This window comes from Paenibacillus sp. 598K, assembly GCF_003851045.1.
In the GTDB taxonomy this organism is placed as follows: Bacteria; Bacillota; Bacilli; order Paenibacillales; family Paenibacillaceae; genus Paenibacillus_D.
Genome location: NZ_BFBX01000064.1, coordinates 1 through 12,725, shown reverse-complemented (window position 1 = coordinate 12,725; position 12,725 = coordinate 1). Strand labels below are relative to the sequence as shown.

Sequence of the window (12,725 nt, the reverse complement as noted above, 5' to 3'; positions counted from 1 at the left end):
GCGGCGGAGCGGCGGGCGGCGGCCGCGTGACGATGGCAAGCGATACATGGCCCGCTCAGCCCGTTGCTCCGCCGCAACGCCCGATGCGCGGCGAAGCAACGGGGAGACTATCCGGGAGTCGCAACGCGGGGCAGCCCCCGACTAGCACATCGGGCCTGATCGTTCCCGAGATTGCGCTCTGGTCGACCTCCATCGCTGTGCCGCACCCGGTCACCAAGGAGCTGCTCATCATCCGCTCCCTGCCGCCGCAGGACGGCGCCTGGAGCCTCTGGACGGCCGCCCAGCTAGGCGTAGCGGCGGACCATTTCGTCGATGCCTAGCAGCCGACGTGTGCGTCATGCGCGGGTTTGCGCGCAGCTAACGCCAAAAAGCAACCCTGAATTGCTTGAGGGTTGCTTTTTGGCGTTCAGCCCGTGATAGCTTGGTGATAGTGACCAGTAGTGAAAGTTTCATGCCCTGCGGGTCACGTTCGCGCCTAATCCGCGCCTATAACGAAAGTTTCTTACCCTACTGCTCATGATCGAGCCCGTTCCACGTCCATAACGAAACTTTCTTGCCCTACTGGCCACTTTCGAGCCCAATCCACGCCTGTAGCGAAAGTTTCTTGCCCTGCGGCTCACTTTTGAACCCGTTTCACGCCCATAACGAAACTTTTACTCTACTAGTCATAATCGAGCCCGTTCCATGCCCGATCGCGCCTCTGCCGTTGCCAGCCTTATGATCCACCCTCGCGAGCTCCTTCTAACGCTCCTTTTTCATGACCGGAATCCACACCTCGCACAACGCTTTCTCGCAGTCGGCGTCTATCCAGGTGTATTTCTCGATGCACGGCCCTTCTGCTTGCTCGAATCCGGCCGACGGGAACCATTCGCTGTAGATGCGCATCCATAGCTCGGCAACTTCGTGCCCCTCGAATACGGCATACGTCTGAGCGGGGATCGACAGCACCGTCAGTCCCGTCGGCAGCTCCGCGACCTCGGCAATCGCCTCGCCCATCAGATACAGCCTGCTCCCGTCCTCGGTAAAGTCGTAATGGTAGCCGCTAAGCAAAGAGCGTGGCTCTCTGCCCAACGCTTGATTGATTTGATCGTGCGTGCCGTCCTCCCAGATCTGCTCTACGAACACCGGGATTTCCTTGTACGGGTCGCTGACGACCAGCGTTTCCTTTCCTGCGGCAACCGAAGCCTCCGCTTCTACGATACGATAATTCATCTCCACATCTCCCTTAAGCTGAATATGAAAGGAGAGCCGCGGATACGATTTGAGCTTCACATTGCGGCTGCGAGCGGAGCTTGGCGTGACGCCATGCATGCGCTGGAACGCCTTGGCAAACGCCTCGGGGCTGTCGTACCCATAGCTCAAGGCGAGGTCGATCACCTTGACCTCGTCGCTTGCGGCGAGCGCTTCCGCCGCGCGCGTCAGCCGACGGTTGCGAATGTAAACCGACACCGTGAACCCTGTGAGCATATGGAACATCCGCTGAAAATGGTACTTCGACATCATCGCCGCGCCCGCTACTTCCTCAACGCCGATCCGCTCCTGCAGATTCCGCTCCACGAAGTCGAGCGCTTCCTGCATCGATCTCAACATATCCACTTGGCACATCTCCTTTCTGCCTTCAGTCTAAGGCAACCGCAGTCGCTCCGCCTGATCAGGCATGCTTTGTTTTGTCTGAATGCGTATCACTCCATTAGCTTCCTCTTCGCGCTGCCTTATTTACAGATTGGTCTCGATGATCTGCAAGCGAGTGTTTAATATAGCTGTCAATTGAAGCGCCATTTCCTGAGGTGTTCGTTGGAAATCATGCTCTGCCCAAAGTTTAATCAACCCCAAAATACCATATACACTGTACATCGATTGTTCTTCGCCCCAATCCGCCCCACCGTGTATAACTGCAGGCGTGAAATGAGTCTGGAACAGCTCGAACAAAACATCGACAAGCCGGTTCTGAAAAACCAAGCCCCTCTCCTTGTTCAACAGCAAAGCATAGTATTCTTTGCGTTCATAGATATGCGTGAACAGCTCGACGCTTGATGGGAGAACCTCATCGTTAATCGCGATCTGTTTCACATTCTCGTAAGGCCTCTTGATGGCGAATTGCAATTGCTGCATCGTCTCATCAACAATCGCCCCCAATACATCCTCGATCAGGTAATAATAGTAATAATATGTACTGCGATGCACGCCAGCTTCCTTGGTCAACTGGCTGATCGTAATCTGGTTCAGAGGCTGCACCTGCATCAGCCGCAATAAGGCGTCTTTTAATTTGCGTTGGGTTGTTCGAACTCGACTCATGGGTACCCCCTTAGCTCCTGCCTGTGGTACTTGTCCGACAATATGCGGCCTGTTTGTTGGTACATCCAAGACCCAATCTTGCAGTAAGATAAGGATGAAGCGGTTACAATTCAAGGAGGTCAAGTCATGAATCTCAAAGACATGTTCGGTTACGAAAACAAAAACGTCGTGGTCACCGGAGCTGCCTCTGGTATGGCCAAGGCTGCGGCACAATTCCTTATCGACCTCGGCGCCAATGTATATGCGCTGGATCTGAACGAAGTGAGCTTGCCGGTCACCCGCGCCTTCCGCGTAAACCTCGGCAACAAGGCCGAGATTGACGAGGTCATCGCCCAATTGCCCGATCAGATCCATGCCTTGTTCAGCTGCCACGGCGTCGCAGCCTGGCCGGGCAAGGAAGTCCAGGTCATGACGATCAACTATGTCTCGCAACGGTACCTCGCCGAGCAGTTGCTTCCGAAGCTAGCTGATGAAGGCTCGATCAACTTCATCGCTTCCGACGGCGGATACGGCTGGGCCAAAAGCTGGGATTTGCTCAGCGAGCTGCTCGCTTGCGATACCTTCGAGAGCGCTGTCGAATGGCTGACGGCGAATGAAGAGACCATACGTCAGGAAAACTCCTATGTGCTGTCCAAAAAAATGCTCATCGCTTATATCAAATCACATGTCTGGTCGCCGGAATATATCCGTCGTCGCATACGAATCAACGCCATCAGTCCTGGCTATACAAAGACCGGTCTGACCGACGACTTCGCCAAAGCAGCCGAAGAAACAGCCAGCCTGGCCGGACATGCGATTAATGGTCTGGACACCATCGAGACGATGTATCTGTCGGAATGGAACGGACGGGTAGCGACCTCGGAAGAAATGGGCTATCCCCTCGTCTTCCTGGGCAGCCGGATGGCCAGCTATATTAGCGGACAGGACCTTAATATCAGCTATGGCAAAGATGCCTTCTTCGATGTGCGTGCCTTACGTGAGGCGCAAGCCAACGCCTGACAATCGCGGTACTTCGAATCACTAATCATACATGCCCAAACGCCGCGGACCTGCTGCTCCATCGACAGCAGGTCCGCGGTTATATGGCTTTCTATCCGTCATTCATCCCGTCCTTCCTCGGCAGAATGCTCTACACCGCCGAGTTCATCTGCGCCTTGGCGCGCGACTCGTCGGCGTAGACGACCTTGCCGAGCAAGTAGACGAGCAGTTGCTGGTTATGGGTCGACAGCCCGTCCAGGGCGTCGTTAATATAAGCCTCTCGCAGCGCCATGCCACGCTTCGCCTCGCGATGCCCCTTCTCCGTCACCGTCACCCAGACGATGCGGCGATCCGACTGATCGCGGCTCCGCGTGATCAGTCCGCCCCGCTCCATCCGATCGAGCAGCGTCGTGATTGCGGCAGGCGTCGTGTTCAGATATTGCAACAGGTCGGACGGCTTCATCTGCTCGTGCTGCAGCATCAGCTCCAGCACATTGAGCTGTCCTTCCGTCAAGTGAGGCGCCAGCGCCTCCTCCAGATACGTCTTCCATTCTTTAGAGAACTTCGTCCATAATCGAGTGAACTCCGCGGCGTGCATGTCCTCCACCTCCTACATTCAAGTATAGCAGTCGGCGATGTCGAATAAAAGGTTAACCCAATTAATAATAACCGGGTGAAAGCGCTAAATAGCCGAACGTTATGACAGCTTCTGACATAGACTGTAGCCTAAGACTTTGAGGAATTAGCGCATCTTGTATGAACGGAGGAATGACCATGCATGAACCCGATGCCGAGCTGCTGCGACGGATTCGAGCGTCCGGACTGCTCAAAGACCCCCAGTGGCTGGACCGGCTGCATGAGCCGGCGCCACTGTGGGTCGTGTTGGAAGCCATATTGAACATGCAAGACAAACTGGAGCCTGCTGGGCGTCCTTACGACTGACCGCGGACGAGCAGCAGGATGCCGGGGTCCTTTTTGTCCGCTGGCGAGAGCGACTTGCCTGTCCCCCGCCGATCCTCGATTGGCGCCTTCTCCGAGGAGAAGACATGCTGGGCGCCGCTCACCGTGACGACCGTCACCTGCTGCTCATGCTTGCACCAGAGCGCGCCGATCAGCCGCTCGCCGTTGGAGCGGACGCGCTTGCCTTCCTTGAACTCGAAGGTCGCTACACCCTTGCCACCCCTGCCTTGTACCAGATAATCGAGCAGCAGCGACCGCTTCGCATAGCCGAGATCGCTGACAACGAGCAGCTCGCCCTCGTCGCCCTCGACGCGCAGCGCCGCCACGACCTCGTCGTCCTCGCGCAGCTGGATGCCCTTGACGCCGGCCGAGACGCGGCCCATCGGATTGACTTCATTTTCGCGGAATCGGATGCTCATCCCCAGCTTGCTGACCAGCAGCAGCTCCTTCGTATTATCGCTCATCTCGACCGACAGGATCTCGTCGCCAGGCCCAACCTTACAGGCAGCGATCGCCGTCGAGCGCGTCGTCATATAGTCCTTCAGCTCCGTCCGTTTCACCTGGCCGCGCCGGGTGACGAAGACGAGCGACTGCTCCGGCTGCTCGAAGTCCTTGACCGGGATGATGCTGACGATCGCATCGTCCTTGGGCAGCGGCACCACGTTGACGACCGCCGTGCCGTTGTCCTTCCACTTGAACTCGGGGATCTGGTGGACAGGCAGCAGGAAGTACTGCCCCTTCTTGGTGAAGAGCAGCAGCGATTCGATCGTGTTGACCGGGAGCAGGTGACGGATCATATCGCCTTCCTTGACGCCCGCGCTCTCCAGCTCGCCGCCCGAGCGGGTGAAGCTGAGCAACGAGGTGCGCTTGATATAGCCCTCCTGGCTGAGCGTCACAAGCACATCCTCCGGCGTCACGAGCACCTCCAGATTGACCTTCAGCTCCTCGACCTCGCCCTTGATCTCGCTGCGACGGTCGACGCCGTACTTGTCCCGGATCTCCTGCAGCTCGCCAGCGATGACCTGGATCAGCTTTTTGTCGCTGCCGAGGATCGCCTGGTACCCGCTGATTCGCTTGGCGATGTCCTTCAGTTCCTTCTCCAGCGAGGTGATCTCGAGATTGGTCAGCCGATACAGCTGCAAGGTGAGGATCGCATCGGCCTGACGTTCGGTGAATCCGAACCGTTCCATCAGATTTTTTTGCGCGTCCTGACGGTTTTTCGAAGCCTTGATGACCTCGATCACCTCGTCGAGCACGTTGAGCGCCTTGACGAGCCCTTCGAGCACATGAGCGCGATCCTCCGCCTTCTCCAGCTCGTAACGGATCCGATGGGAGACGACTTCCTTCTGATGCTCGATATACGCTTGCAGCATCGGCTGCAGGCCGAGCTGCTGCGGCGCCTTGTTGACGATCGCCACCATGTTGAAGTTGTACGTTACCTGCAGATCGGTCTTCTTCAGCAGATACGCCAGGATCCCCTGGGCGTCCGCATCCTTGCGCAGTTCGACGACGATCCGCAGCCCGTTGCGGCCGCTCTCGTCGCGCACCTCGGCGATACCCTCGACTTTTTTCTCCAGACGGATGTTCTCCATCGCCGTGACGAGTCTCGACTTGACCACCTGATAGGGGATCTCGGTAATGACGATCTGCTGCTTGCCGCCACGAACGTCCTCGATCGCTGTGCGGGAGCGCAGGTAGATGCGGCCTCTGCCGGTCCGGTACGCCTCCTGGATGCCCTCCTCGCCCATGATCAAGCCGCCGGTAGGGAAGTCCGGTCCGCGGACGATCCCCATCAGCTCCTCGAGCGTCATATCCGGCCTCGACATCAACGCGATACAGGCATCGATCACCTCGCGCAGATTATGCGGCGGGATCTCCGTGGCGAAGCCCGAGGAGATGCCGCTGACGCCGTTGACGAGCAAGTTCGGGTAGCGCGATGGCAGGACAACCGGCTCCTTGGCCGTATTGTCGAAGTTGTCCTTGAACAGCACCGTCCGCTTCTCGATATCTCGCAACAGCTCCATCGCGATACTCGACAGACGCGCTTCGGTATAGCGCATCGCCGCTGCCGGGTCATCGTCCTGGGAGCCCCAGTTGCCGTGGCCGTCGACGAGCGGATGCCCCATCTTCCACGGCTGCGCCATCCGCACCATCCCCTCGTAGATCGAGGAGTCGCCATGCGGATGATAGTTACCCATCACGTCGCCGACCGTCTTGGCGGACTTGCGGTACGGTTTGTCCGGCGTGTTGCCCGCATCGTACATCGCATACAGGATGCGACGCTGCACTGGCTTCAGGCCGTCGCGCACATCCGGGATCGCGCGGTCCTGGATAATATATTTAGAGTACCTGCCGAAGCGGTCGCCGACGACCTCCTCCAGGAAGGCAGGGAGAAATTGCTCCATTCCTTGGCTGCTCACTGATTAATCCCCTCCGGATCCTCATATTCCATGAAGTCGACGTTCTCGACGATCCAGCGCTTCCGCGGCTCGACCTTGTCGCCCATCAGCGTCGAGACGCGCCGCTCCGCCTTGGCCGCATCCTCGATCTGCACCTGCAGCAGCGTGCGGCTCTCCGGGTCCATCGTCGTCTCCCACAGCTGGTCGGGGTTCATCTCGCCGAGTCCCTTGTAGCGCTGCAGCTCGTACGATTTGAACTCCTTGAGGTAGTTCTGCAGTTGCTCGTCGGTGAAGGCATAACGGATCGTCGTATGCTTGCCTGACTTGCTGGAAATTTTGTAGAGCGGCGGTTGGGCGATATACACCCGTCCGGCGTCGATCAGCGGCTTCATATAGCGGTAGAAAAACGTCAGCAGCAGCACCTGGATGTGCGCGCCGTCCGTATCCGCGTCGGTCATGATGATAATTTTGTTGTAATTTCCCTCGCTGGCGTCGAACTCCGAGCCGACACCAGCCCCAATAGCCGCGATGATCGCCTTGTATTCGTCGTTTTTGAGAATATCGACGAGCTTCGCCTTCTCGGGATTCATCGGCTTGCCCTTGAGCGGCAGGATCGCCTGATGCTTCGAATCGCGACCCTGCTTCGCCGAGCCGCCGGCCGAGTCGCCCTCGACGATGAACAGCTCGTTGCGGGTATAGTCCTTGGATTGCGCAGGTGTCAGCTTGCCGCCGAGGTTCGAGCTCTCGCTGCGCTTTTTGCCGCTGCGGATCTCATCGCGCGCCTTGCGCGCCGCCTCGCGCGCCCTGCTCGCCTGCACCGCTTTTTTGATCAGCTGCTGCCCTACCTGAGGGTTCTCCTCGAGGAACACCTGCATCTTGTCCGAGACGATCGCATCGACCGCGCTACGCGCCGAGGCGCTGCCGAGCTGGTCCTTCGTCTGGCCGACGAACTCGACCTCCGCCATCTTGATGTTGATGACCGCCATCATCCCCTCGCGCAGATCGGCGCCGTCGAGGTTTTTGTCCTTCTCCTTTAGCAGAGACGTCTTGCGGGCGTACTCGTTCATGGCGCGGGTATAGGCCGTCTTGAAGCCGGTCTCGTGCGTGCCGCCGCCGCGCGTCGGGATCGAGTTGACGAATGAAGCGATCGTCTCGGTGTACCCGTCATTATACTGCATCGCCACCTCGACCTCGATCTCGTCGCGCTCCGCAGCGAAGTGGATGACGTCATGCAGCACAGCCTTGTCCTCATTCAGGAACTGCACGAACTGACGAGCGCCGCCCTCATAGTGGAACACTTCGTGCTTGTCTGCGCGCTCGTCCTTGACCGTCACCTTGAGACCCGAGTTCAGGAAGGCGATCTCCTGCAGCCGTTCGGACAGCGTATCGAAGTTGATCGCGATGTTGCCATGGAATACCCGGGTATCCGGCTTGAACGTCACCTTTGTTCCCGTTCGATTCGCCTTGCCGACCACCTCAAGCGTCGTCACCGGCTCGCCCACATGCTCGACGCCCGCCTCGTCTACCCAGTAGGCGAAGCGCTGCTTGTGCAGCTTGCCGTCGCGGGCGATCTCGACCTCCAGCCACTCCGACAGCGCGTTTGTCACCGAAGCGCCGACGCCGTGCAGGCCGCCGGACTTCTTGTACCCGCCGCCGCCGAACTTGCCGCCGGCATGCAGGATCGTAAATACGACCTGCGGCGTCGGGATGCCGGTCTTGTGCATCCCTGTCGGGATGCCGCGTCCGTTGTCCTTGACCGTCACCGACTGGTCGGTATGTATGATGACGTCGATCTCGCTGCAAAACTTCGCCAGATGCTCGTCGACCGCGTTGTCGACGATCTCCCATACGAGATGATGCAGACCCGACGTCGTCGTGCTGCCGATGTACATGCCCGGCCGCTTTCGGACCGCCGTGAGCCCCTCCAGAATCTGGATGTCCTCGGCATCGTATCCCCGTTCTTGCACCGTTGCGGCATTTACGTTGTTCACTTGCTCGGTCATAAGCGTCCCCCTTGCGATCTAAAAGCAACGGAGCAACAGGCACAGAACGCCTGCCCTCCGTGAAATCTGTACGTTTCGCAATCGTTCTTGCGAATCACTCCCGCTATTTTAATTCAAGATGTCCTGTTTCGTAAAGACGGTAAACGAAACGACTAGCGCACCGATCGCCCAAACGGCGAGCACGCCCAGCGAAAAAAGCAGGTTCATCCCCTCAATCGGAGGCGGCGTACCTTCCAGATAGCTCGTCAATTGCAGGTTCACCGCGAAAATATATTTGGCGCTCTCCCAGGAGGAGGCCATATTCGAGAGGATCGTCCCGGAGATGATCGCCGCCATCATCGTGACGATGCTCGCCGCCGTGCTGCGCAGCAGCACCGATACCATCAGCGACAGCAGCGCCACCACCATCGCCGAGCACCAGATCAGGCCCGACTGCATGAGCACGTACAGCCACTGCGGCACCGCATGGACATTGGACGTATCCACATCGGAGCCGTTGATGACGAAGCCGGTGAAAATCGGCAACCCCCAGCCGCCATAGCCGAAGACGAGCCCCGAGATGACATAGCATATGACCGCCATTGCCACCACCGTCAGCGAGACGTAGAAGGTGAGCGCCACGACCTTGCTGAACAGGATCTTCCATCGCCTCACCGGCCGCGTCAGCAGCATCTTGATCGTACCCGTTGAGCGTTCGCCGGAGACGAGGTCGGAGGCGATCGCCAGCACCATTAGTGGGATGAACAGCGTCACCGAGTTACTCATGAAGCCGCGCGTGAAGGTGACGGCGTTGGGCGCGTTCGGATTGACGTCCTGCTCGAGATAATACGTCAGCTGCTGCACCATGACCCGGCGGAATTGCTTCCACTCCTCCGGTATCCGGTTGCTCGAGAGCGTGTTTTCGTAATCGGTGATCTGCTCCTGCAGCTGATTGCGCCAGTCGTCGAAGCGCGCGTCGCTGCGCGAGGACATGACGCTCTGGGCGTATGTAAAGATCGGCACCATTACCGCGAGTATGATAAGAATGACATAAAACCGTTTTTTCTTCCAGATCTTCAACGTTTCATTCTGAATGAGCGACAGCAGCTGTCTAGTCAATCCCCTCACCCTCCGTCAGCTTCAAGAATAGCTCCTCAAGCGAGGGCGATACCTTCTGCATGCCGATCACCTCAAGTCCCGCCTCTACCAGCTGACGCAAGACGGCCGGCAGATCGGCCTCGTCCACCTTCGTCACCAGCGCGCCGGGCAGCGCCGTCAGGATCGTCTCGTCAATCGCGTGCTCCCGCTCCCCGATCATCTCGACTCGCGTATCTGCGCCCAGCAGCGCTGCGGCGGCAGCAGAGTCGTTCACCTGCCACAGTACATATCCACCGGCCTGGCTGACCAGTTCGTCGACGCCGCCGACCGCCAGTACCCGGCCGCGGCTGATGATCGCCACCCGGTCGCACATGAGCTGGATCTCGCTCAGCAGATGGCTAGAGATGAACAGGCTCATCCCCTGGCCGGCCAGCATACGGATGAACTCCCGCAGCTCCTTGATCCCCTTCGGGTCCAGGCCGTTGGTCGGCTCGTCGAGGATGAGCAGCTTCGGACGTCCGAGGAGCGCCTGCGCGATCCCGAGCCGCTGCCGCATCCCGAGCGAGTAGGTGCTGACCTTGTCCATGATCCGCTGCTCCATCCCGACGACGCCGACGACCTCGGCGATCCGCGCCTGATCGACGTCCGGCAGCATGCGGGCGAAGTGCTCGAGATTTTCCCAGCCGGTCAGGTATGGATAGAGCTCGGGATTTTCGACGATGCAGCCGATATGACGGAGCGCCTGCTCGGGCTGGCGCTGCACATCGTAGCCGCCGACCCGGACCGTGCCTGCCGTCGGCTTGATCAGATCGACCAGCATCCGGATCGTCGTCGTCTTGCCGGAACCGTTGGGGCCGAGGAACCCGAAGATCTCGCCCTTGCGCACCTCGAAGCTGACATCATGGATGATCTGCTTGCGGCGGATTCGCTTCTGCAGCCCTTGCACCGATAAGATAATGTCTTGCTCTGCCATCGCTTCCCCTCCTTCTACTCGACAATCTGGATGATCCGCTCGGCGATGACGCCGTAGCCCGCGCCATTGGGATGGAAGCGATCGTTCGACAGGTAGCTGTTGATCGTCTCCTCGAACAGATCATAGGTTGGCACCATATGCATCGCCGGATATTGCTGCAGGATCGTATAGGCGCCATTGTTCCACTGCTGGACGAGCAGACTGGCAGGACGCAGCTCCGTGACATCGTAGAATGGATTGTACAACCCGACATAGATGAGCCGGGCATCCGGATTGAGCTCATGGATCCGCTCGATGACGAGCCGGAACCGCTCCAGCGCCGTCTCGATGCGATTGCCCAGTCCCTCCACGCTCAGCTCGCCCGGGATGCCGCCGACGGTCTGCGGCAGCTCCTCCGCGCTTCCCGGCGCGGAGCTTTCCGCCGATCCAGCCGGCGCACCGGCGCCTGGGTCGGCGGAGGCTCTTGGCGCATCGGCGCTTGGGTCGGCGGAGGAGTCCGGCAAAGCATCAGCCGTTGCTGGCGCTGCGGGCGTTTCGCTCGCTGGCGCCGTGTCGGCCAGGGTGCTCGCTGACGCATCGTCCGGCTCTGTCGTTGCGGACGATATGCTCGGAGTACCGTTCCCAGGCGACGCGCCGCCGGGCTGACCGCTCTCGCTCTGGGTCTGCGCGAACTGGAATAGATCGTTGCCGCCGATCGTCAGCAGGATCAAGTCCGCTTGACGGATCGCGTACTGGTAGCCGCTGTCGCTCTCCAGCTTGTCCGCCAGCTCGTCGGCACGCATCCCGCTGACAGCGAGATTATTGTTGAGCCGCACAGGCACCTCCAGCTTCTCGCCGAGACCATCCAGCACCTGGTTCACATACCCGCGTCCGTTCGGATCGCCGACGCCCCGCGTCAGCGAGTCGCCCAGCGCCGTGATTCGCAGCTCTTGCCGCTCCGCCTGCTCCGTTGCCTGCTCAGGTTCGATTAGCCGATCGTTGGAGCCGACCCATCCCATCACATCTCCGATGGCGTAGCCGAAGCCGCCCACCAGCACCACCGTAGACGCCAACGACGCGATCGCGATTGCGCGCCACAGCTTCTTCGACTCTCGCTTTGGCATTTGCTCTCCCTTGTGCGTTTGCTCTCGTTCCTGCTTTTGCACTGGCTCTCGCTCGCTCATCCATCCGCCCCCCTTGCCTGCTTCTCGATACTCCCCAGTTCCTACTATTCTACATACCTACCCTCTAACATAAATCTTCCCGGCACAATTTGCAAATCGGACGGGGGGTGGCGCGCTGCAACACCACGGCTTTTGTGCCGGTTTTGAGGCGTGAATGCGCACAGTTTCGAGGCATGGTTGGAGGGAGTCCAAGCAAGTATCAGCCAACTTCGAGGCATCGTTCGCCGAGTCCGTGCCGAGTAGCGCCAGTTTGAGAGCATCGTTGCCGAGCACGTGCCGAGTAGCGCCAGTTTGAGAGCATCGTTGCCGAGCACGTGCCGAGTACCGCCAGTTTGAGAGCATCGTTGCCGAGCACGTGCCGAGTACCGCCAGTTTGAGGGCATCGTTGCCGAGCACGTGCCGAGTACCGTCAGTTTAGATAGATGAATAGTTAGCGGAGGCGGAGGGCCAGCATGAATTTTCCTGTCTGTTGGGACCTACACTTTTCACCTCTCTTTTTCCTACAAAAGATGCAAAGTGTACTCTTAGCCGTTTGTTAATGACTCTATTTTTATGCAGCTTTCGCAAAACCCTCGATTAGCCGTAGTGTAATCATCTAATATGTACGATTTATCGCACACAGCATGCCCGGGATACGGCCTACGAGGGTAATGTGTACGATTTTTCGTACCAGGCGAACGCTTTCTAAAAGAAATCGACTTCGGAAGCATAAGCTTTTCTCCAGTAACGATTCCGTGCCTCTTCGGCCTTTTGAGGGCAGGCTGACTTTTCGCACAAGTCCGACCGCCCAGCGTATTTACGATGTATTTGTGCCATATATGGCACAAAACTTACCGATCCGACGCGTCCCCCTATATTTGTGCCATTTATCGCACAT

At 58.7% G+C, this 12,725-nt stretch carries 10 protein-coding genes and 1 pseudogene; 3 read left to right on the top strand and 8 right to left on the bottom strand.

Annotated elements, in window-relative coordinates; genetic code table 11:
- A pseudogene (locus PA598K_RS36320) lies at window positions 1–320 on the top strand (hypothetical protein); the annotation flags it as partial.
- 421 nt (window positions 321–741) lie between these two features.
- Here PA598K_RS36320 and PA598K_RS18425 read toward each other — a convergent pair.
- Window positions 742–1,590 carry an AraC family transcriptional regulator gene (locus PA598K_RS18425; RefSeq protein ID WP_260405486.1) on the bottom strand — a complete coding sequence of 283 codons (849 nt, stop codon included), beginning with the start codon at window positions 1,588–1,590 and terminating at the stop codon, window positions 742–744.
- 126 nt (window positions 1,591–1,716) lie between these two features.
- Window positions 1,717–2,295: a TetR-like C-terminal domain-containing protein gene (locus tag PA598K_RS18420; RefSeq protein WP_128658371.1), complete on the bottom strand. Its 579-nt coding sequence runs from the start codon at window positions 2,293–2,295 to the stop codon at window positions 1,717–1,719.
- 126 nt (window positions 2,296–2,421) lie between these two features.
- Here PA598K_RS18420 and PA598K_RS18415 point away from each other — a divergent pair, with 126 nt between their 5' ends.
- Entirely contained in the window at window positions 2,422–3,294 is an 873-nt protein-coding gene (locus PA598K_RS18415; RefSeq protein ID WP_128658370.1) for an SDR family oxidoreductase, read from the top strand.
- Between the two features lie 130 nt (window positions 3,295–3,424).
- Here PA598K_RS18415 and PA598K_RS18410 read toward each other — a convergent pair whose 3' ends face one another.
- Window positions 3,425–3,871, bottom strand: coding sequence for a MarR family winged helix-turn-helix transcriptional regulator (locus PA598K_RS18410; protein WP_128658369.1), 447 nt, complete (start codon window positions 3,869–3,871; stop codon window positions 3,425–3,427).
- A gap of 176 nt (window positions 3,872–4,047) precedes the next feature.
- On the opposite strand from PA598K_RS18410, the gene PA598K_RS36315 reads away from it, so the two are divergent.
- On the top strand, window positions 4,048–4,215 hold the full coding sequence (locus PA598K_RS36315) for a hypothetical protein (protein ID WP_185602086.1): 168 nt from the start codon (window positions 4,048–4,050) through the stop codon (window positions 4,213–4,215).
- Here the strand turns inward: PA598K_RS36315 and gyrA are convergent.
- The 5 genes from gyrA to PA598K_RS18385 form a co-directional block, all read right to left on the bottom strand.
- Window positions 4,206–6,638 (bottom strand): DNA gyrase subunit A, encoded by a 2,433-nt coding sequence (gyrA, locus tag PA598K_RS18405; RefSeq protein WP_128658386.1) that lies wholly within the window; start codon window positions 6,636–6,638, stop codon window positions 4,206–4,208. The two genes, PA598K_RS36315 and gyrA, sit on opposite strands and share 10 nt — an antisense overlap.
- 11 nt (window positions 6,639–6,649) lie before the next feature.
- A complete protein-coding gene (gene parE, locus PA598K_RS18400) occupies window positions 6,650–8,635 on the bottom strand; it encodes a DNA topoisomerase IV subunit B (protein ID WP_128658368.1) in 1,986 nt (661 codons plus the stop codon).
- A 108-nt stretch (window positions 8,636–8,743) separates the two neighbouring features.
- A complete protein-coding gene (locus tag PA598K_RS18395) occupies window positions 8,744–9,733 on the bottom strand; it encodes an ABC transporter permease (RefSeq protein WP_128658367.1) in 990 nt (329 codons plus the stop codon).
- Window positions 9,726–10,685: an ABC transporter ATP-binding protein gene (locus tag PA598K_RS18390; RefSeq protein ID WP_128658366.1), complete on the bottom strand. Its 960-nt coding sequence runs from the start codon at window positions 10,683–10,685 to the stop codon at window positions 9,726–9,728. The genes PA598K_RS18395 and PA598K_RS18390 overlap by 8 nt, the downstream gene beginning before the upstream one ends.
- 14 nt (window positions 10,686–10,699) lie before the next feature.
- Window positions 10,700–11,848: a GDSL-type esterase/lipase family protein gene (locus PA598K_RS18385; RefSeq protein ID WP_128658365.1), complete on the bottom strand. Its 1,149-nt coding sequence runs from the start codon at window positions 11,846–11,848 to the stop codon at window positions 10,700–10,702.
- Window positions 11,849–12,725: the final 877 nt, after the last annotated feature.